The organism is Legionella sp. PATHC032 (assembly GCF_026191185.1).
Lineage (GTDB): Bacteria > Pseudomonadota > Gammaproteobacteria > Legionellales > Legionellaceae > Legionella.
This window is the reverse complement of sequence record NZ_JAPHOV010000001.1, coordinates 2839332-2860658: the sequence shown is the minus strand read 5'-3', so window position 1 is coordinate 2860658 and position 21327 is coordinate 2839332. Positions and strand designations below refer to the sequence as shown.

The window sequence follows — 21327 nt, the reverse complement described above, 5'->3', positions numbered from 1 at the left end:
ACGAATTCATTTGATGGTAACGATACAATCTATACAAAACGTTGAGGTGTAAAAATGACGATATCTTATGAAGAATTTGAAAAAGTGGATTTGCGTTCTGGTACAGTTGTGAAAGCAGAGCCATTCCAGCGAGCCAGGAAACCTGCTTATAAAGTTTGGGTAGATTTTGGTGACGATATTGGCATTCTCCAAACCTCTGCGCAAATAACAGTGCATTATACGCCCGAAACATTGATAGGCCGGATGGTAATTGGATGCGTGAATTTAGGTGAGAAAAATATTGCCGGATTCCTCTCTCAATTTCTGTTGGTTGGTTTTTCTGATGAAAAGGGTGCTATATGCCTTGCTTCCGTTGAGCCTCATGTTCCTAATGGTAAAAAAATGCACTGATCCCTATCAGGGATATTTACACATCATAAATTTGAACTATCGATTTGTAATTCTACTACAATCTGGCTGTTGAATTGTGTGGATATATCAAGCCTATTTTTAAGGGAGCTAAGGGTCCAGTTAGTTCTGTATAAAATACTTTTGTTAATGGAAAAAACTAATAAAGTTAAAAGAATTTATCAATACTTATGCTCTCAATCATTCGGCCTGACCCTATTACTCAATTTTTTGCAAGATATCCCGGAGGTAGTATTCCCTGATTTGGGTAGATTGAAATAAGAATTTAGCTTAACAGAGTTGCCTCACTAGCTGAATCTTATATCGTATTTTATACTGGTATCTAAGTGTGGTGTTAGGTGCTTTTGGTAAACTTACGAGTAATAATTACTAGCGCCACTGCACCACTGGCTTGTGCTATGGGTACAATGATTGGTGCTGTTAGAGGAAATAATAGAGCGACACTGCCTGCCGCAAGAGCAGTTATTTTGGCACCATAAATAATTAATTTTTCAGATATTTTCGATTCTTTATTTATCCTTTTTGTAGTTTTTAGATCTTCAGGCTGTTGATCTTTAGTGTCATTTTTTTGTTGTTTTCTGATTAAATCCTTTTGGGTGGAACTAAAAGCTATGTCATGATTAGATATAATGGACATGATATTCTCCAAAAGTGAACTAATTAATTATATTTAATCACGAAAACCAAAAAATGAACAATTAATTATAATCATATGTGATAGATACTATTGGTAATATCTTTTTATTTTCCATTGCCTATATAAGATAAGTGGCGCAAAGTAATCCAAATTAAAAAACATTCTTATTGCATCAGTTGTGGATTAAAAACACAATAAATGACGATATGCGATAGTAATAAAAGTAATTACTCGAAATAAGTATTAGTTACCTGTTTTCTATTTCCGTTTAGGTAGTGCCACAAATAACGTTCCAGTATGATTTAACTGGTTTGCTTCCACACCTGCTTGATTCCCCTCACCCTTATAGACGTCAACATGAGCTCCTATAATAGCGCCGCCTGCATCCTGTGCCACACACCATGAAGTGGCTTTTTTGCAATGATAGATAAAATTCATTCCAACAGGAATAACCCTGTGATCGGTTGCACATGATACATGAGGGGTTAAAGAAATATTTTCTGAGCCATAAGGACCCCCATCTTCTGTAGCAAAAAATACATAGCTTTGATCTCGATTTCGCAAGTTATCGGCTTTATCGGGAGAGAGTTTGTTTAGATATTGCCGAATGAGCTTTTCTGATGCAGCGCTTTGTCTGATTTTTTTAGATACGTTACAGCGTAACTTGGCTTCATCATGGCATTTTGGATCTTTAGCGCAACGCTCCATGGTGTCAAGATTGCCACCACAGGTCGGATCTTGTGCACATTGGACTATACGGCCAAGCATGGTGCGTGGCCTGCCGTTGGCACCATCATAATTGATATGAAATAATTTGCCATCAAGAAGTAAGGAACCGGAGCCTTGTAGCATTAAAAAAGCAGAGTCATTGGGGTCTTTAAGATAGCCAATTATATATTTGGGACTTAAAGCCCCATGCTCAATTTCTTCTCGGTCTGGGGCTACAGAGTAGGTGCCATCCCCATTTTTCAGACAAAATCCACGCATCACTTTGCTAAGAGGGTCTACTCCGCAAAGAGGAGTTTTCAAATTATATTTTTTGCTTTCCAAAATAACGCTGACAACCCCCGGGTTACTATAGAGAGGATACAAAAATGCTCCACCTCGTTTGGTACGAGCCTCAACAGCGGCAGGGGCGTAATAGGCGGTAAACTGGAATTCACCCTTTTTAAATCCGGCATGGTTTTCGGGCCAGCCATCGCTTTTGTACCAGTCAAACTCGGTTTTGATGCTCGATAAAAATTTTTTAAAATCACCGTGGGCCGCTTTTGCAAGAGTGAGCATTTTTTTGTTGGTATTCAAGCACCATTCCTGGCGCTTGAATGGACGTCCAGCAATAGTCACTGTCTGAAATTCACCATTGCTATTATTGCAGTTTGCAATTTGATTATTTAATGCCTGGATAACTTCGTCCATATTACCCACTGGATTATCTAAAGGCAGCTCTGACGCTGAAATTTTATGAAATTTAAAGCGTAACACACCGGGTTCTTTGGCCGCCATTTTCTGCCTTGAGGTGATATCCACGAGCCTTCTGATATCCAGGCAGCGCTGGATTGGATCAGCAGGGAGGGCTGCTTGAGTGATGAAGCTAAAAGTCATTAGTGCAATTATTAGAATGGATTGAAACATTGGTATCCTTTAGCTTAGCTATGGTTGAGCCTTCGCCCATCCATTGATTTCAATTGGTAACAAGAATTATATAGGCTATCGGCCAGCTCATCAAAGAGATGAATTCAGGTAAATTCTGCGCCCTATACTAAACATATCATCACATAGAAATAGTGTCGAATCCTTTTATCGGCGATTAAAGTATCTGTTTTTTAGATAGATCTTTTCAAGCTAGGGCGTTTTAGGCAATTGATTCGAAGGAAACTGGCTTGCCAAACAAGAAACCCTGATAATAATGAATAGGGTATTGTTTAACGATGTCAAGCTCTTCTTGTTGAGATAAACCTTCACAAATCACTTTGATATCAAGCTTTAAGGCCATTTCACAAATTTTTTCCAACAAAATCTGTTTCATTTGGTTCTCATGTATGGATTCAACCAAATTTTGATCAATCTTGATGTAATCTGGATTCAACTCAACTAATAAATTTAAAGAACTATACCCCGAACCCAAATCATCGAGTGCGACGCCATAATCTTGTCGACGATAGTAATCGATAATATTCAATAAATGTTTTTTATCTTTAACCGCGTGACTTTCAATCACTTCAAACACAATCTGAGAAGGGTTTATTTGAGATTTTTTTAATGCTGTATTCGTTGTTCTGAGGCAGAATAGCGGATCATATATTGCTGTTGGATTAAAATTAATAAAAATCTTTTTATCAGTTATGCTGATTTTGCTCATATTTTCAATATGACAAATTCTTGCTTGTTTATCCAGCAAAAAAAGCATATCGCTCAATTGAGCAGTTTCGAAAAGAGTTGAAGGAGAAACAAGATGTCCCTCATATTGGGCTCTTAATAAACATTCATAACCGTAAGGTATTAATGTCTTGCTATCAACAATGGGCTGGCAAAATGTCGTAAGGTACTTATTATCAATAATTGAAACCAACCATTGAGATAAACACATTCCAACAATTTTCTTGAGTGAATAGGTATTTGCAAGATAATCAGTAATATCATGTCCTTCGCTGTTTGCTGGAATTAAAGTTGCTTGCGCGTCCTCAAGTTCAACCTGACTGAAACAATTTTGAAGAATTCGCCCTAATTGCTCGGCATTACTGTGATCAAAATTTATGAGAACCACAAGATTTTTTTTAAGCTCAAACGGAACATGATGCTCTCTTAGATGATGCTTTAATTTGCTTAAGGAGTGCGCCAGTGGAGTATAGATCAAAACAGAATATTGTCCTTTAAGCTTATATCGTAATAAAGAATCGCAGCGCGAGCATGTCATATTCTATCCTTGAGAATTAGCTCTTTGAATTTATTATAGAAAAGCTTTTTTAAAGTTGAAACTTTACTGTTCAGAAAAGTGAAGAATCATAAACAGTAGTAACTCTGATGCAACATAGTGACATACGGGGCGGATGGGATATACCAGGTTTTGATTGATTTTGATTAAGATTTGATTTGGCTTCAATTTAATTGAGCAGTCAATTAATAAAGGCGATAAAATAAACAAAAAGACTTTTTTTTTACATCCATTGTAATACAATAGTCTAAATTTTAACCTTGATTAAAACGTATGTATTTAACTAAACTACCAAGTAGCAATCTGAATAATTACGTATCAGGGCGTTTCCCTTCCCATAAAATCATTCCAGACTTTATCTCCGGTAATAAACCGGGCTCCATAAAAAATCGAGCCAAGCAACACAATTTTTAAACTTAAATAAACTAAATTATTGGAGAAAAAATGGCTATTTCATTGGTTGAACTAAATTTACATTTGGTACGCTCAGGCAAAAAGATGCATTGGTTTGAGTTTAATACAAAAAAAGAAGCTTATACTGTATTGAATCAACTCAGGATGCAGCTTGGACATTTAGTGGACGCAGCATTTATCAGCTCCGGGAACATAAACAAGAATAAGTATGGATTTGGTTTAACCCATTGGCAATATAATCAGGTTTCGAAGCACCTTTCAAATCCATTGATTCAAAACTCGATTCCTGAAACAGGAGAAAATAACGGCAAATCCATAAGCCGGCTTGTGATCAGCATACAAAGCCTTGATGAAGAAAACGTAACGTTAGAAAATCCGGATTCAGAAAAGCTTGAAATGAATCATGCCAATTTAAATCAAGTTGGAAATGGGCACAGTGGTTTAGCAATTGCAAGTACTTTAAATAGTCCATTTGTCGTATTGCGTTCAGAAGACAATCAAGACCAGATGCTGACGACGGCTGGGAAAATAGACAATAACAGCTTGATATTCATAACAGGACATTGTGGAGTTGGTTTGGGTTTTCTGAGTGGTGACTACTTTAGTGCCAAAAAAGAAGCGATGATAAAGGTGCAGCGAAGCCCCGAAGATATAGTGCGATTTTTAGTCAAGATGGGACTGAAAGCTGGGTATAATATGACGATTGTTTTATGTGTGTGTCATGGTGCGCAAGAAGAAGATCATCTTGGGATCCCTAGTTTTGCATCCAAACTAGCAAATGCCTTTGCTGAAATTGGGGTTGATACAAATATTTTTGCTTCCAAAGGGACTACAGTACGCTTTGGTAAAGAAGCGATTGTCAATGGAGCTATAACATTCAGTACAAGTATAGGAATTAATCCGAATGATTTGGTTGTTTTTGAAACAAAAACAGGTGATAGAGAATCAAAAATTGAAACCAGAAAAAGAGAGTTGACGGGAATTATTCAGATTACAGCGGAGGGGCTAAAAATAGAGTATTCTGACTCTGTGCTCAGCTCAAACAATTCACGTTTAAGCTTCTTTACACCAGCAAAGGCAAGCGACTTAAATTCAGTTCCACAATCGGAAAATTCTGGACAAAGAACTTTATTAAATTAATGTTGAATTAGCTAGGTAAGTTAATTTTCAGGAGCAAACAGTGAAGTTGTTTACCTGGCACTTATTGAAAACAGAAGGGTTTGTTGATATTACTCATTTTCCATTTAAAATGGAAAAAATAACACCATTTTGGCGGATAAATGACTTTAATATTAAGAATTAAAAAATTCAAATTGATGGCTAAAGAGCAATGTTTTGCCTTTATAAAAAACGCGGTTAATGTTGGCATGGATGAGGTTATCTATAGTAAAGGTAAGAATAAAACGTTTATTACCGATGGATTGGCTACCTGTGCTGCTGTTGCTATATGCGGCAGTGATAGCGGTTGTTCTACTGCATTTACTCATATGTCCAGTGAAGCCGCGGAAAAGGATGATAAAAGAAAAGAAAAGATATTAAATGAGATGTTGGAATATGTTTTAAAAAACAATTCATTATCCGATGTGAAATTAATTATTTCACCTTCCAGGATTCAAGAAAAACATTTGATTTCCTTTATTCTGGAATGGGTAAAGCAAAAAAAAATTGCTTGTTCCATGGTAGGAACAGGGGGTGATTCAGCAGTATTTAATATAGATAAGGAAGGTTGTGCATTAATGCTTTCAACTTCACTGCAATTAAATCAGGACACATCCGATAAAACATGGCATGGTCATGGTATTATCATTGGCCAGAGCGAAGGCTATCCGGTGGTTGAGAAGCAAAAAAAACACTTCGTATTCTTTACAGATGATATTTCTTCTCAAATTACCAAACTTTCAGACTCTCCTAAAACAGTTGGCTCAGTAGCAGCAGTGAGTGCTTAGGTACAAGCATAAGCTGGATAAAATGAAATGAACTTCATATTTAGGTCAAAATTAAAATATTTCCTTAATATCGGGTTCTATTTGATATGTTAATTTCATAATGGATTGTTTTTTTACTCAATTTATAGGCAGCGTATTATGAGAAGACATTTTATTATTACCGTGCTTGTTATATTTCAGTTCGGGTGTATCCCTTTGGCAGAAAATCATAATAAGATTTCACCAATTACCACGCATGAAGAGTACCATGAGGTTAATTTTTCCAATTTGTATGAAAAAAATCGCTCTTTTCCAGCATTAGAAACTGGCATTTATGCTATTTTGGATGGAATCTTAATTGCCTCAAGCCAGGATATGCATCTTGGTAAAAAACAATCCAAGCTTCTGGAGGAATATGTACGTCAAAATCAATTATTCTGTCAAAAAGGTTTTGATCAGGAATGGATGAATCAATTGAAGCAGAATTTGGACAGGTTAGAAAAAACCGAAAATAATCGGATTGCATCTGCTGTAAATAAAAAAATGCAAACGCTGTTCGCTGAGCGACAGTGCAACAAGTGGTAACCAGGGCTCGTCATTTTATCAGGCAGCCTGGTTCAAATCACATGAGAAATCAATATTTCAAACCATGACCACAGTATTTTTTGTACAGGATATCATGTCATGAAAGGGGCGCGCCATTTTAATTCCATGCTATCTAGTCCAGGATAAAGCGGGAAAGACATATAATCTAAAATGAGCATATATAAGTCACGCTGACTTTTTTTGATTAAACTGTATAATAATCAACTTCATTAATTTGTGGTTCTATTTTATTTTTAATGAGATGTGCTAATGGAATTCGAAGATTGGTTTCTGGAACAAATAAGCAATGGGAAAAAATGCATCCTGATAGGGGAAAACCATTATTCCTATGCAAGCGAGGACTGTCTCGATTGCATTTTAAAATTGCAAAAGCAAGGTAAAATAAACAAGAAAATTGTATTTTTTGATGAAAATTTATCTGTGTTAGATAATTTGGAACCTTACACTATTGAATCTTTAAGCAAATTAAATAAAGTTGAGCCTTCTTTAATTGCGCTAATTAAAAATAATGTTGAGGTTTATGGGTTGGAAGATAACGTCAGCAATCCATTTATAAATCTTAAATCCATTAAAAAAGTGACGGTACGTATAAAAGATTTGGGTTTGCAAATAGGGAATCGAATATTTAATGATTTTGATCATTGTTTGTACTGGGCTTGCCATCTCTATGGAAAATCTTTGGTCAGAGTACAACGGGGTAATGAAGGTTTTTGTAATCAAATTTTACATAAGATGGATGAAGATACCATCGTTATTGCCAGAGTAGGGGCTAAACATATCCCTGCAGTGCGAAAAGATGGAGTAGTTATTGAAGAGGGAATGCTGCAGCGCTTAGGCCAAGACATTGCTTCTGCCTGTTTTATTACGCACTTTCCTAAAAACAAGATTTATTCGGAACAAAAAACTTATCAGTTAGAATCTGATACTTTTGGAAGTTATGACTCTATAGAATGTTGCATGGTCCCCAAGAAAATGATGTATCAACCGGATTTGACTCTATGGGCTGAACAACAGAGAGAAAGAAAAGATGATAATGATTACAAAGATACTAAAAAACGACGTTGCACAATAATGTAAGTTTAAGTTCCCTTCTACAAGCTAACTGGCGTCAGGACAGTCTGTAATTGAAAGATTGGAAAAATTTTGCGAATATACATTTAATCGCTCAACTTAATCATGATAGGGATGTCTGATGAGTTTACTAAAGGAATTCAAAGAATTTGCCATGCGAGGCAACGTGATGGATTTGGCAGTTGCTGTTGTAATGGGTGTTGCTTTTAATAAAATTGTCACTGCTTTGGTCGATGGAATTATCATGCCTTGCGTTGGTTTGTTATTGGGAGGCATCAATATTGCAGGATTGAGTTTTACTGTAGGGGACGCTCAAATCAAGTGGGGAAATTTTTTACAAAATGTCATTGATTTTATTATCGTTGCTTTTGCTATTTTTGTACTCATCAAGTTAATCAATCTGCTGCAGAGAAAAAAAGCAAATGAACCAGAACCAGTCACTCCGGAAATTCAATTACTTACTGAAATACGTGATCTGCTTGCAAGAAATAGTAGTAAAATCTGAAATTGGCTGGCAAAAATAAATCTCTATTTATTTGCAGTCAGATACCCTATTCAAAATGGTTTGCTAAACAGGCTAGGCTTTACTTGGGTGAGATTTTTATAGAGTTCTGATCTGACAATAAATAACTTAAATTTCTCAAATCTATATATTGATTTACTGTCATTTAAAATATACTAGAAGACAAGACGTATTTTACAGTAATGATCGCAAATGAAACTTATAATTAATAAAAAAAATAGAGCGGAGTCGATAGCGCTGGATGTTGAATCAACAACGACAGTGAATGAGCTGTTTTTAATTCTTTATACTCGTCGCAGTAAAAGGTATGAACCTTTGTCTTTTAACGAGTATCAAAAATTTATTTCCGTATACCAATGCCTATTGTATGGAGATCAATTTATAAATAAATTACTTCCGGGGACCAATTTAGCTGATTATCGACTTGAAGATCCATGTCATTTGACCTGGGAGGAGTTCACCGAGAAGCAGTGTCTTTTAGCTGATGTTGAGGCAAGTAGAATCCTTCTTTGGCAAGCTAATAAGAAAGCAAGTAAACCTGAAATTGAAAAAGATCTTATGTCTGTTGCAAGCAGTGATAGTATGAATCCTCATATGTAACAAGAATAAAGAGTCGTGTATAACATACCGAGTGTTCGTTTTATAATTCATTGATTATGTCATGCAATAAAAAATATAAAGTACATCCAATCAGTTAACCGGTGTATGTCCTAGAGTGCCCTATTGCCTCAATGAAAGGTGTGGTTGAATTAATAAATCCTTAAGTTTTTTTTGTTAAAATTTTGCCCACTTAAAAGATCATAAAAAATGATCTTTTTGCCGCGACCTATCTTCTCCACAAGGATATTTGGAGGACTGGTGGTAACACTTAGCTTTAATTAAGTAAACGGGTTCGTCGCTGAGGCAAAGAAGATGAACGATTTACTCTCGGATTTGGTTATAGATTGAGAGTAGTTTATTAACTTTAATTCAGCGAAGTGTGACTCACCAAACCATCGCTTCCCATCTTTTTGTCTCTAAATTGAAATATCCATTGTCTCTGTCAGTCTTTATTGGGCAGAGGGTTTTTAATTTATAAGGAATTCATAATGAAAAATAATGATTTTAATAATCAGTTGTTTCATTGAGATAGAGCAAGGAGTTGTCATTATAAAATCAATGAAAATCATCCCGGTGGACAATGAATTGATTCCAGTCATCGGTGATGAGAAAAATTCATGAATTAGTAATGATACAAGCTACTGCCGGGGTTTTTATGAAAACAAAATATGAAATGAGTCAAGGTAAAACTGAGTTTTTGGCTAAAGAACAAGATAGTTCTTATCCAGGGTATCAAGTCAGCGTTCTGGATCTCGAAAAAATAGTTAAGCATTATCAGGAAAAATATGGTATTTGCTTGATTATTAATGGCACTACACCCAAGTATCAGGCTTTGATAAAAGAGCGCCAGGTTAATTTTGAACAACAAAAACAGCAATTTCTGGAGCTCAAATACGCCAAATTTTTACAAATATTTTTTCAGCCGCCTAATCTGAATGGCGCAAATTCTCCTTTTTCTATCAATAAACATATGGGAGCATTTATAGGTTTTTACGAAGAAATACACAATAAAGTTCTTCCATTTCTGGATGCAAAAGGAAAAATCATTTCGGGGTTATCCCTGGAAGGGTTAATACAACTCAATGAGGCCTGCCAGGAGCTGTCATGCAAAGGAATACTTGATGCAAAAATTAATGAATTTATAGAGCGAAATTCTGATTATATGGGGTTAACTGCCAGGGAAAGCGCAAGTGAAATAAAAGACATCTGTGATGAACTGCAAGAAGGGGAGGTTTTGGGTTATTTTTTTACTGGTCAACGTACCAGTGGGAGATGTCATTTCGATCTCTATATCTGTTTACCTGGTAAGACCATAAGACCGATATTTTATAATACAGCGCTTATCAGATATCATGATCTTGAAGGAATGTTTCATTTGAATGTTCCGTTTGTTGAAGGGAATTTTTTTACACCTGATTTGCTAAAATTATATTCTGCAATGGACTTGCAACAGCTAATCCCTCAAGCTGACAGGACTTCATGTGGTACTTTGACCATGATGTATGCCAAGGAGTTACTAAAAGAGGAGGCGAGAGGGCTGAAAGAGTTTACGCTGAGTTTTACTTATTATAATGAGAAAGGCGAGAAGGAGTATTTTTTTCTCCCATCACCACAAGTATTACGATATTCTCAAGTAAGTTTATATAATGAAGCGTTTAAAGCCATTGTATCTCATGAAAATGATGGTCACGCTGGTTTAGTCAGAAAAGGCACTAAAAAGTATATGTTTCATACTATCGAAAAAATTCTCATCCAATCTTTTAAGATTGCACTTGAAAAAGAAGATGCTGATGTTCTGGAGGAAAATCAAAAAATTTGGGATATATTACCTGGCTTTCAGGAAAAATGGCAGGAAGCCTATAAGGAAATGGTTGCCAAACGCGATGTGATGCATCAAGGGGTAAATAAGTATTTGCTTTATTCCACCCATCGGATGAGCCATATTGCAAGTGAACAATCCATAAACAATGAAGCGGATGCTGATAGGTTAATTCTTCGTTAAAAAAATATTGTAGAATGAAACCATTCGTATTTTCTTTCCAGAAAGCATGACATTAATTGAGTTTGTCTCAATTAATGTCTGCAAGAAAATAAGTGCTTTACTGATTTGATGCAAAAGATTGACTCATATAAGGTTTAAATTCCCGGCATTTATAGAGAAAATTTTTTGCTTCGTTTGGTTTGATAAATCGGAATCTTGAATAAATCGAGTCGCGTCAGCTAAGGATTCCATCGGATAATCGGAGGCAAACAATACCCTGTCCTCTCCCATGACCTCTAGAACATAACGTAAGGCGGGAACGAAGAAACGTCCGCTGGTGGTTATGTAAATATTTTGACGTAATACCTCTGAGGGAATACGCTGAATAGAAGGTCGATAAGGTTTCAAGTCTGGTATACGGTATAAATGATCGAGACGCTCCATTAAAAAAGGCATGGTTTCACCCAAGTGCCCCAGCATAATTTTTAATTTGGGAAATGCATCGAATACACCTCCAAGAATCATTCGCATCAGACATAAAGCCGTGTCAAATTCAAACCCTAAGGCACTTCCCCCCAAGGCAAAACCATATTTACCGAATTCGCGCATAATGGGTACATTCGGATGCAGGTAGATAGGAATGTTTAAACCTTCCGCGGCTTCCAACAATGGCCAATAGGTTTTATCGTCCAGGTAATTATCCTGGCCAAAATTGGAGTGTGTAAGCCAACCTACAAAACCTAATTGAGATATTGCTCTTTCCAATTCTTTTATACCCTCTTTGACGTCATAAGGCGATATAGAAGCAAAACCTTTAAATCGTTCAGGATGTTTTTGAATAGCAGAGTAAAGCTTATCATTGACTTCTCTTGCTAAAGCGGTGCTTTTGTTTTCATCTCCAGGGCAGGAGTCAATCCCATTGATAGTAGTCAAACTTAATACTTGGATTGTCACTCCTGCTTGGTCCATAATTGCCAGTCGTTGCTCGTTTAAACTTAATAATTCCTCCCTTAATGCACTTGTGTGAAATAAGGAAACATCAGGTGTAAAACACATTGTATAAGCTCCATTGAGCTCTGGAACCAATTTGGGAGCTTCCTGGCGTTGAGTCAGATAATCAATACAAGCTTCAGTGATGAAGTGCGTTTCAAAATCGACGATCATGGACATAATCCTTTTAGACGTGAGAAAAGCGATTGAAAATTGTATGTTTAAGTATAGCCGGCAGATTAGATATCGCCACTTGGTTATTTCAGTGCTAATGGCCAGTTGCCTTACAACTTCTTAATGAAAAGAAATGCTGCCAGTGGAGAAAAAAGGTCATTTTGATGAGCGAGAAATATAATCCGGTTTGCACCAGATTATAAATTACTGTGACTATTTGAATATTATAAAAAAACATCACTATAAATATTTGCTGAAGGCACGCCGCCAAGAAAAATTCGTGTTTTCAATTTATTGGTTGTTTCTTTTGGACCACACACATAGACTTTCGTAGCGTTGGGAGCATTCAGGTGAATTAACACTCGTTTTTCAATTGAGCCTTCGGGATAAAGCCCTTGACTTTGAAGTACGCAGGGATCATAGCGGAAGTTGCTGAACAATAAAGACAACATTTCCAGTTCTTCCCTGTAATAGATATCCTCATCAGTAACACCGCCATGCACCAGGGTAATCGTTCCTTTATGTTTTTGTGTTAATGCGCTTCTAATGATACCTATCAGCGGGGCAAGGCCAGTCCCTGTTCCTGCCAGCAATATATTAAAAGCCAGTTTATCTGGATTATGGTAATAACATTGACCAAAAGGGCCTCGGATTGTGATGAATGTATTAGTGGTTGCGCGTTGCAAAAGCCATTGTCCCATGTCACCTTGCGGATAAATTTTAATGTGCAGTTCAATGTAGCCATCATCAGCAGGGATATTGGCTATGGAATAATTGCGCATCGTTCCTTCAGGATTAATGAGCGACAAGTATTGCCCGGGTAGCCAGGGAGTAGGGTGTTCTACCTGCAGTTTGACTTGAATGACATTGTGATTTAATCGTTGCAGGCTCATTATTTGAGCTTGTGTCTCGCATTCTGCATTATCAGGAGATGTGACATCAAGTGAAGTGGTTGGTTTGGCAAGACAAGCCAGGAAATACCCTTGAGATTTGAGTGTTTCCGGTAATCCTTCTTGCCAGCCTGGATTAATTTCCCCATCTTTGGCTTTAATCAGGCATGACTGGCAAATGCCTGCCTGACAGGAGTTAGGATATTCTACCCCGTTACGCAAAAAACATTGCAAGAGACTTTCATCCGGAGTTAATGCAAAAGATTGATTATTAAATCGTACGGTACTCATGATGATCGCCCCAATACATCGTCACGAACGCTATTGGCGATTGCCGCTACTTTTTGAATGTCTTCTTCATTGGCGCCCAATTCCTTAAGGGTTTCCCCTAAATGCTCGATGACAATATCGACATGTGAGTCATTTAAGCCCATAGCAAGTAGATGCTGATGTCCTCCCCGCATACTTTTTCCTGTATAGTGATTTGGTCCGCCAAACACCATGGTTAAAAATCCTTTTTGCTTAAGGATTTGTTGCTCCATATCCACGTCATCAAAAAAATAATTCACCCTGTCATCCATGAGCATTTTGCGGTAGAAAATATCCACAGCCGTATTGACAGCATTTTGGCCGCCTAATCGCTCAAACAATGATTCAGTCATGATATACTCCTTAAAGATGTATTTGAAATACATCTTATAAAAAGAAATAATAGACGTCAACAAACCAGAAGGATTTTTTTATGCAATTGACTCAATTTACTGATTATTCCTTACGCGCCTTGATCTACATTGCCCTAAAGAAAGGTTCATGTACCATTAAGGACATTACAGACGCCTATTCGATATCAAACAATCACCTCATCAAAATCATTCATAATTTATCAAAGATGGGTTTAATTAAAACAATACGAGGGAAACATGGCGGTATTTTGATGGCAGCCTCACCTGAAACCATTAATTTAGGTCAATTGATTATGGAGCTTGAGCCCAATTTCGATTTGGTTCCCTGTTTTAATAAAGAAAAGGCAAACTGCTGCATTGCTCCAGCATGTAAACTCAAGAGCGTTTTGTATGAGGCACAACGTGCTTTCCTGCAGATTTTAGAGCAGTACACTCTGGCAGATGTTTTACATAACCCAAGTGAGTTGTCTACTTTATTAAGGATCAGTTAGCAATCCAAAATAACATTTTCAGGACTGACGAAAAAAACCAATCTCTTTGTTAAACAATGTTTTTAATTCGGTCATTCAGTTTATCTCAGCTCTCTCATTAAAAACATTTTTTGCCTTGACCCTGGGATTTTTCGTAAGTCCTGATTTTATGAATGCGAATTTTATAAAACTTTCTGGGCAAGCAAAAGAGCAAATAATCCTTGCATCGGTCTTCCCAATTCGTCCTGTTTATGAAGATGTCCTACTGTTTCTTTGTATTCGAGGATAGACCAGCCCCTGTCCTGGTAAAAATGATACAGTTCTTCCTGCTTTGGCAAAAACGTAAATGAAGCTGGAAGCGAATAAAGATTGGATTGGACGGGAAAAACCAGAAAATGATAGCCATTTTTCTTCGTTGCCTTCTGCAATTCAGTCAATAAGGCTGGAATACAAAAGGCATTTAAAAATTGGAGGGTCACGGTAGAGCAAATAAAATCATAATGATTTCTGGTAAGGGATTGAGGTTGATTTAAATCCTGTGCCAAAGTGTTAATTGAACTCAGATTTTCTTTTTGAGCAATTACCTGAATATTTTCCAGTGCCGATTGATTGATATCAATCCCAGTCACTGCATGACCAAGTTGGGCCAAGTACAAAAGATTTCTACCTGAACCACAACCGACATCCAGGATAGTTAGTGGGCCTGAATGCGATAAGTAAGTATGATACACGTACAGTAAGTCACGGTGCACCTCAGTTAAACCGTATTTTTTGTTAAAGTAGCGATGAGGTTTGCAATAAAATTCAAGCCGAGAATTGAAGGTGGCGCTGATTGGAATAATTTTATGCCAGGAAGCAGGAGGAATAGACAATTCCTGATTGTTTTTATCCAGTCGGATGCGCGACAGTTCCTGGCCCGAGCCATCCAGGAAAATAAAATCAATTTCACCTTCGTTTAAGCAAAGTTTACCCCATGTCCCTTCTTTTGTACTGTGCTTTTCAAGAAAAAATTTAAGTTTTCCATGGTCATCAATGGATATCTGTTTGTAACAGATTAAATTATCGTATTTTATTGGCATGATTTTTTTATCCTGATATTTCGATAAATAACATAATGGTTTTTTAGCCTATTGTCGAATGCATCAATTTTATACAGAACTTACGAAAAACCCCAATCTCTTTAAAAACATTTTTAACTCGACCTTGGGGTTTTTCGTAAGTCCTGTTATAGAGCCGTTAAATGAGGCACCACAGAAACGTTTGCAACGCAGCAGTAAAATAAAAGAGACTGGTTATGCAAGAGGTCTGGTCATGCGTTTTGCAGAGTAATCAATTGACTTAATCAATGATGTAGCCATTGTGCCAGAGCATAGACACCTGATTTTAAATCTTCTTCATTGCCTCCAAAAGACAAACGGACGTAACCCTCTTTACCAAAGGCGATTCCTGGTACCATCGCAACATTGGCCTTATCCAAAGCTTGTTTACAAAACTCTTCGGAATTTTGATTTTTGCAGCCAATATCCTTTAGGGAAAGAAAAACATAAAGTGAGGAAACTGGAGGTGTTATAGTCAATCCCAGATAGTCATGCAAGGTGCGGAGGAGGCAATTTCTTCTTTTTTCCATGTTTTGTTGAACCCAGATATTGACTTGATTTACCTCTTGCAGTGCCGCCACAGCAGCCCATTGGCTAAGGGTGGTTACTCCACTGGTGCTTTGACTGACTAGAGAAGTTAAAGGGTTGATGAATATTTCTGGGGCGAAAACGAATCCTACTCGCCAACCCGTCATGGAAAAGTTTTTTGAACAGCTTTGAATGATGATGACACGCTCCCGAAACTGGGGGAAAGAACCACAGGATACGTAATGATGCCCATCATAGGTCAGTTCGCTGTAAACTTCATCAGAGATCACTAAAAGATCTTGCTCCTCGGCAATTTGCAATAAGTGAGTCAGTTCGGATTGGGTATACAAGGCTCCAGTTGGATTGCTGGCATTATTCAGAATGAGTATTTTACTTTTTGCAGAACAAGCCTTTTTCAGAGCCTGTGGCGTTAGTTTCCATTCTTCAACTTCTGTCGTTTCAACTATCACGGGAGTACCACCAAACAGGCTAACCATGGCTGGATAGGATACCCAGTAGGGAGAAGGAATAATGACTTCATCGGTTGGCCGCAATAATAATTGAATGAGTAAATAAATGCCAAGTTTTCCACCATTCACAACCAGGCATTGCTCCTTTTGGAATGAACAATCATAGGATCTATTCATCCATTCACAGCCCAGATGACGTAGTTCAGGAATCCCCATTATGGGAGGATAAAGGGTATGCCCTTGTTCCATAGCTTGTGTAACGGCATTTATTATGGAGGGATGGGGTGGCAGTTTGGGTTCTCCAGCACTGAGATTATGAATTTTGATTCCCACGTTTATTTTTTGTTGAGCCAGAGAATTAATGGCAACTGTTGCGGAATCTTTGGGCAAGCTTTTTTTTTCACAATGGTTCATTATTTTTGGACCTTTTTTGAGTTTGAGATAATTATCTTGAATAATTGATTCACGAAATCCTGTTGCAAGTGATATTGCTTGGACAAACAGTCATAATATTCAAACAATTTTTTTTCGCGCAGACGATCTATTATTTTTTTTCCTTCTTTAGATTTTAAAGCACCGATTTGCTTGGCCAAATCTTGGCGTTGAGCCAACTTTTCAATGATGTCTGCATCAGTTTGCTCAATTTGTTTTCTTAGTTCTTCGATTGTACTCATGATGAACTCCTTAGCAGATAGGGACCTTATCACTCTATTTTTTAACTAATATAAAAGCTGTTTTATTCTGATTGCTGTCCTCAATATTTCTCGCTCTTATTTTCAAACCATAAAGTGATGCACAACGTGCCGACGCAATGACAGCAGCATGGGGTGGCAATATTCCTTCTGCCAAATCCTTTGCTGCTTTTGCTGTATCGATCCATTCTATTTTTTTCGCATCCTTAAATTGGTTGCTTAGGAATTTTTTGCACTGGGCAAGACCTTGAGGATGCGAAACAATATGGGTAATTTTATGATGTTGAGTATTCGATTTAACCAGCAGGCATTGGTTAATGTCATGCCAAATCTCATCGATGGGAGTAAATGAATATTTGCCCATAGCCTGAAATGCTGGTTTTACCAATCCTCCTAAAAGGTTCACAACGGGTAAGATGCCCAAATCTATAGTTTCATTCTCAATAGCATTTAAAACGCCTTCCATATCCAGCAAATGAATGAGATGGACATTAATATCTTTCTCTTTAGCATAAAGCAGCGCTGCTTCCTCAGAAAATGATCCGATATCTCCAGAAACACCGAAGCGAATCGCTTCTTTTTCTTCAATGAGATTCTTCATAACGCTTTCCTCTCTGCCAGTTCCAACAGGAACGATTCTGTCTTTTCCCAACTGAGGCAAGGATCTGTAACGGATAACCCGTTTAAATCAATGTTTGCCGGATTGATAGAGTCTAATTTTTGATTACCTTCTTTGATGAAACTTTCTACCATGAAACCTTTGACCAGTTGTTTTAAATCGGGTCTATTTTTGATGCTTTCAAGAATGCTAAAAGCAATTGATGGTTGCAGTTGATGATTTTTTTTCCCATTCACCAGACAGTTGTCATGGCTCACATCAATAATGACAGAAGGGTTAACTATCTGATGCATGCCCATATAGTACATGACCTCCTCCAGGTGAGAAACGGAGTAATTGGGGGCTTGGTTTGAGCCACGCAGAACGAGATGAGCATGATGATTACCATGGGTTTGCACTTCATATCCATCAAAGACAGCGACATGAGGATGTTGTGAGGCAACTAGGCTGTTTACTCCTACAGCAAGTGAACCATGTGTGGGGTTTTTTAATCCTACCGCACAGTCAAGGCCAGAGGCAAAAATTCGATGCTCTTGATCTTCTGAACTACGGGCGCCTATTGCAACCCAGGACAGAAGTTCAAGAAATCCCTTGGCATTATGGGTGAAAAGAGCCTCATCAGCGATAGGGAGCCCCATTTGAATGACTTTTATCATCATATCCCGAGTATATTTTATACCCGCTTCTATATCAGGGGTTGAAAACAAATCGGGTTGATTAACAGGGCCAGTCCAGCCTTTTGTTGTTCTGGGCTTTTGAATGTAAACCCGCATGATTAATTTTAAATCGTGTTTTACTTTGTTGTTGAGTTGTACCAAACGCTCAGCGTATTCCAATACAGCTTTCTTAGGCCATGCTGAACAAGGACCAACTATCATCAAAAGACGTTTATCTCGCCCTTCCAAAATCGCTTTGATTTCTTGCCGGTCTTGAGCAATTTGCTGACAGGCTGGATAGGGTAATGGCAATTCCTGGATGATTTTTTCTATTGGTGGCAGTTTTTTTAAGATTGAATAACTCATCGTACCCTCCCCAAGCCAGAAGGGGCTTTGGATGGATGATGAATATGAGATGGATGGTTCATCGTTCACACTCCTCTTTTGTATCCAACTCCCGTATTGGGCTGGGGATCCTGGATATCAAAAACCCCCAGACTCAGCTGGGGGTTGGAGTGTTAGTATTGCCTACCTACCACCCAGCTCAGGGCTGAAAAAGCTAAAATAAAAAAAGCAAGCAAAAGCCTGTACAAGGCTTGCTTTTTTATTTAACTGATTTGGTGTAGTAATGTAGGGCATGAATAATCACAAAAATTTAACTTGTATATTATGTATACAGGACTATGGTAATACTGTCAACACCTGTTAACCACAGTTAATTTTATAGCCAATTTTTCCCTGTGAATTAACCCAATGATTTACATATAAAAATCACTTTGGTATTAATCGTGCTCACTGATTGGAAAATGAGATGAAAGTATTGCGTGAATCATTTTGATCGTATACATTGCATTTTATATCAAATAAAAACTAAGGGATTAATGTTGTGTCAATATGTTGGGATTTAATCATAAATAATATTACCCCGCAGCAAGCCAATTACCCTGGTCACCGGGTTCAAATGAATGACTCCGAATCCATCCTTGAAAAAATTCTTTTCGTATCAAATAAAGTATTTATCGATTTACTCACTTATATCACTGAGTATCAGTCCATTACCAGAAAAGAACTCATGAATCTTTCAAATAATGAAATCAGACCAAGGAGGAAAAGCAATAAAAGACTATTAACGTGGTAAGGGTTTTGAATTTACAAAAAGGAGTCAATATGTTTAATGTGGATAATAGTGGTAAAGGCAATTGCCTGTATTATGCTTACAGTATTTCATTAATGTATTATTTGCGGGCAAAAAATAATGTCAGGATTACTGAAGATATTTTTAACAAATTAGGATTAAAGGAAGAAGATAGGGCTCGTTTACAAAAACTATTATCCAAGGACATCAATAGGGCATTTACCCGCGAAGAAATCAAGACAGTTATAGAACCAATTCTTGGCAGGGCAACCAGAGATTTGGCAGCAGAATATACTAAAGTCGAATTCAAATCTTCACCTCATGATACGCCTTTATTTTCATCTCTTCATTATGCGGTGGAATTTGGTTTTAAACGCTCACTACAAATCAATGAATCAGAGTTGACCTTGTTAATAGACAATGATTTCTCGAATCCTGATTATACTGAGGCGGAGATATATAAGGTAAGTGGTTTGTTGGATGCTCTTCAAGAATATATTTTAACAAAAACACCTTCTGTCATAGAAGAATTTAATCGTCAATGGGAAAGTAAAAAACAGGAACTCAAAGAGCAAAGCTTAACTGAAAAAGAGATCCAAGTTCATCAGGCGACTATTTTAGATAATATTCTAAGGAAAGAAACGATAGATTTTTTATTAGCTGATAATGAAAAACATCTTGATGAATACAAAGATCATCTCCGAAGAGAATATGTATGGGGCAGTGAAGAAACACTGATGGTTTTACATCGTGCCATACAAGGTGAACGCATGGTGCGTAACCATGAGGGAAGAATTGATCTTGTCTATGATCATGAAATTATTTTGCATGTTCATAGAAATGGAACAAGTCCGTCCTATCAGGCGGGTAGTCCGGAAATGATATTAAATAATGAAAGCAATACTCATTGGACTTCTATCATTCCTGATTCGATATTTACATCAAAACTAACTGACAAAGAAGAAAAATTACTCGAACTATTGGAAAGGATGCAGTCAGAGCATGGCAGTAAAGAACTTGGAGTAGAGAAATATTCTTTGATAAGTGATTGGCTTCACGATTTGATGAAGCAGGTAGAGGTTATTAAAACCAGCCCAACTGCTGTTACAAAACAAAAAGAAATCGAATCATTTTTTCAGCTTCTGGGCAAAGCAACACCTAAATTAACATCAGAACCTGCCTTGAGGATGTCTCTTGGTACACTTTTTTCCAATTTTCTCGAATGCATTCCAGCCCTTATGGTTGAAAATAAAATCAGCACAGGTTTAGCTAAATTTGGATTGTATAGCCCTGAACGAAGTCCTGTAATACCTCAGAAAAAAGAAGAGTTGTCCTTGACTAAACCATCTGAGGAGAAAGTTAATTCTGATCAATCTCAAAAGGGTGTATTAAGTCAATTTTCAAAACATACCCTGCATAAAGTATCTGTGGATATAGCTCCCAAACCATACCCTACAGAACTAAACCCTTATGTTCGAAAAAACAAGCAGTCTGGCCCACGAGTCGCAAGGGCGCTCACGCAGATGTATCAAAAAGGACTTGAAGGTGATGAAAGATATACACCAGAAAAGTGCAAAGATATTGCTCAGAGATATATAGAGTATTCAAAATCTCATAAACGCAATTTCACTCTTGATGATGTCATCCTTTTTGTGCAAGAAATGGATAAAATCATTAAGCAAAAAGAAACGATTAGTGAAAATTCTTTTAAGCTTTCTGCAATGTAAGGATTTTGTTTTTCCCTGAAGTATAGGGAAAAACAAAATTGTCAGATTGATTTTGCTTTCTTATCAAAATGATGTCCTAATTGGTGAGGAAGCAAAATG

23 protein-coding genes are annotated in these 21327 nt (G+C 37.2%); 12 read left to right on the top strand and 11 right to left on the bottom strand.

What is annotated here, in order from left to right:
* The first annotated feature begins 54 nt into the window (after nt 1-54).
* Complete coding sequence (locus OQJ02_RS12740) at nt 55-390, top strand: tRNA-binding protein (RefSeq protein WP_265719380.1); 336 nt, start codon at nt 55-57, stop codon at nt 388-390.
* 352 nt (nt 391-742) lie between these two features.
* On the opposite strand, the gene OQJ02_RS12735 is transcribed toward OQJ02_RS12740, so the two are convergent.
* The 3 genes from OQJ02_RS12735 to OQJ02_RS12725 form a co-directional block, all read right to left on the bottom strand.
* Nucleotides 743-1045, bottom strand: coding sequence for a hypothetical protein (locus tag OQJ02_RS12735; protein WP_265719379.1), 303 nt, complete (start codon nt 1043-1045; stop codon nt 743-745).
* A gap of 258 nt (nt 1046-1303) precedes the next feature.
* Nucleotides 1304-2677 (bottom strand): MltA domain-containing protein, encoded by a 1374-nt coding sequence (locus OQJ02_RS12730; protein WP_265719378.1) that lies wholly within the window; start codon nt 2675-2677, stop codon nt 1304-1306.
* A 220-nt stretch (nt 2678-2897) separates the two neighbouring features.
* Nucleotides 2898-3959 carry an EAL domain-containing protein gene (locus OQJ02_RS12725; protein ID WP_265719377.1) on the bottom strand — a complete coding sequence of 354 codons (1062 nt, stop codon included), beginning with the start codon at nt 3957-3959 and terminating at the stop codon, nt 2898-2900.
* A gap of 462 nt (nt 3960-4421) precedes the next feature.
* On the opposite strand from OQJ02_RS12725, the gene OQJ02_RS12720 reads away from it, so the two are divergent.
* The 8 genes from OQJ02_RS12720 to OQJ02_RS12685 all read left to right on the top strand — a co-directional run bounded on the left by OQJ02_RS12720 (nt 4422) and on the right by OQJ02_RS12685 (nt 11118).
* On the top strand, nt 4422-5531 hold the full coding sequence (locus OQJ02_RS12720; protein ID WP_265719376.1) for a hypothetical protein: 1110 nt from the start codon (nt 4422-4424) through the stop codon (nt 5529-5531).
* A gap of 140 nt (nt 5532-5671) precedes the next feature.
* On the top strand, nt 5672-6337 hold the full coding sequence (locus OQJ02_RS12715) for a hypothetical protein (RefSeq protein ID WP_265719375.1): 666 nt from the start codon (nt 5672-5674) through the stop codon (nt 6335-6337).
* A 138-nt stretch (nt 6338-6475) separates the two neighbouring features.
* Nucleotides 6476-6901 carry a hypothetical protein gene (locus OQJ02_RS12710; RefSeq protein ID WP_265719374.1) on the top strand — a complete coding sequence of 142 codons (426 nt, stop codon included), beginning with the start codon at nt 6476-6478 and terminating at the stop codon, nt 6899-6901.
* Nucleotides 6902-7165: 264 nt separating this feature from the next.
* Nucleotides 7166-7999, top strand: coding sequence for a hypothetical protein (locus OQJ02_RS12705; protein WP_265719373.1), 834 nt, complete (start codon nt 7166-7168; stop codon nt 7997-7999).
* Nucleotides 8000-8114: 115 nt separating this feature from the next.
* A complete protein-coding gene (gene mscL, locus OQJ02_RS12700; RefSeq protein ID WP_061484481.1) occupies nt 8115-8498 on the top strand; it encodes a large-conductance mechanosensitive channel protein MscL in 384 nt (127 codons plus the stop codon).
* Between the two features lie 210 nt (nt 8499-8708).
* The gene (locus OQJ02_RS12695; RefSeq protein WP_265719372.1) at nt 8709-9116 is read left to right on the top strand and encodes a hypothetical protein; all 408 of its coding nucleotides are present in this window, start codon (nt 8709-8711) and stop codon (nt 9114-9116) included.
* Nucleotides 9117-9614: 498 nt separating this feature from the next.
* Nucleotides 9615-9737: a hypothetical protein gene (locus OQJ02_RS12690; RefSeq protein ID WP_265719371.1), complete on the top strand. Its 123-nt coding sequence runs from the start codon at nt 9615-9617 to the stop codon at nt 9735-9737.
* Nucleotides 9738-9771: 34 nt separating this feature from the next.
* Nucleotides 9772-11118 carry a lpg2538 family Dot/Icm T4SS effector gene (locus OQJ02_RS12685; RefSeq protein ID WP_265719370.1) on the top strand — a complete coding sequence of 449 codons (1347 nt, stop codon included), beginning with the start codon at nt 9772-9774 and terminating at the stop codon, nt 11116-11118.
* Between the two features lie 123 nt (nt 11119-11241).
* On the opposite strand, the gene OQJ02_RS12680 is transcribed toward OQJ02_RS12685, so the two are convergent.
* From OQJ02_RS12680 to OQJ02_RS12670, 3 genes are all read right to left on the bottom strand, one after another.
* Nucleotides 11242-12261: an amidohydrolase family protein gene (locus OQJ02_RS12680; RefSeq protein WP_265719369.1), complete on the bottom strand. Its 1020-nt coding sequence runs from the start codon at nt 12259-12261 to the stop codon at nt 11242-11244.
* Between the two features lie 224 nt (nt 12262-12485).
* Nucleotides 12486-13442, bottom strand: coding sequence for an FAD-binding oxidoreductase (locus OQJ02_RS12675; protein ID WP_265719368.1), 957 nt, complete (start codon nt 13440-13442; stop codon nt 12486-12488).
* A complete protein-coding gene (locus OQJ02_RS12670) occupies nt 13439-13813 on the bottom strand; it encodes a group I truncated hemoglobin (protein ID WP_265719367.1) in 375 nt (124 codons plus the stop codon). Before OQJ02_RS12670 ends, OQJ02_RS12675 begins: the two co-directional genes overlap by 4 nt.
* Nucleotides 13814-13893: 80 nt before the next feature.
* On the opposite strand from OQJ02_RS12670, the gene OQJ02_RS12665 reads away from it, so the two are divergent.
* A complete protein-coding gene (locus OQJ02_RS12665) occupies nt 13894-14325 on the top strand; it encodes an Rrf2 family transcriptional regulator (protein ID WP_265719366.1) in 432 nt (143 codons plus the stop codon).
* A gap of 161 nt (nt 14326-14486) precedes the next feature.
* Here the strand turns inward: OQJ02_RS12665 and tehB are convergent, their stop codons facing one another.
* The 5 genes from tehB to OQJ02_RS12640 form a co-directional block, all read right to left on the bottom strand.
* Nucleotides 14487-15383 carry an SAM-dependent methyltransferase TehB gene (gene tehB / locus OQJ02_RS12660; protein WP_265719365.1) on the bottom strand — a complete coding sequence of 299 codons (897 nt, stop codon included), beginning with the start codon at nt 15381-15383 and terminating at the stop codon, nt 14487-14489.
* 263 nt (nt 15384-15646) lie between these two features.
* Nucleotides 15647-16813, bottom strand: coding sequence for a pyridoxal phosphate-dependent aminotransferase (locus OQJ02_RS12655; protein ID WP_265719364.1), 1167 nt, complete (start codon nt 16811-16813; stop codon nt 15647-15649).
* The gene (locus OQJ02_RS12650; protein ID WP_265719363.1) at nt 16813-17073 is read right to left on the bottom strand and encodes a chorismate mutase; all 261 of its coding nucleotides are present in this window, start codon (nt 17071-17073) and stop codon (nt 16813-16815) included. The genes OQJ02_RS12655 and OQJ02_RS12650 overlap by 1 nt, the downstream gene beginning before the upstream one ends.
* Before the next feature lie 34 nt (nt 17074-17107).
* Nucleotides 17108-17692, bottom strand: a complete 585-nt coding sequence (locus tag OQJ02_RS12645; RefSeq protein ID WP_265719362.1) for a prephenate dehydratase domain-containing protein — start codon at nt 17690-17692, stop codon at nt 17108-17110.
* Complete coding sequence (locus OQJ02_RS12640; RefSeq protein ID WP_265719361.1) at nt 17689-18732, bottom strand: 3-deoxy-7-phosphoheptulonate synthase; 1044 nt, start codon at nt 18730-18732, stop codon at nt 17689-17691. Before OQJ02_RS12640 ends, OQJ02_RS12645 begins: the two co-directional genes overlap by 4 nt.
* A gap of 520 nt (nt 18733-19252) precedes the next feature.
* Between OQJ02_RS12640 and OQJ02_RS12635 the strand changes: the two genes are divergently transcribed.
* Both OQJ02_RS12635 and OQJ02_RS12630 read left to right on the top strand, forming a co-directional pair.
* A complete protein-coding gene (locus OQJ02_RS12635) occupies nt 19253-19504 on the top strand; it encodes a hypothetical protein (protein WP_265719360.1) in 252 nt (83 codons plus the stop codon).
* A complete protein-coding gene (locus tag OQJ02_RS12630) occupies nt 19498-21228 on the top strand; it encodes a hypothetical protein (protein WP_265719359.1) in 1731 nt (576 codons plus the stop codon). Before OQJ02_RS12635 ends, OQJ02_RS12630 begins: the two co-directional genes overlap by 7 nt.
* Nucleotides 21229-21327 lie beyond the last annotated feature (99 nt).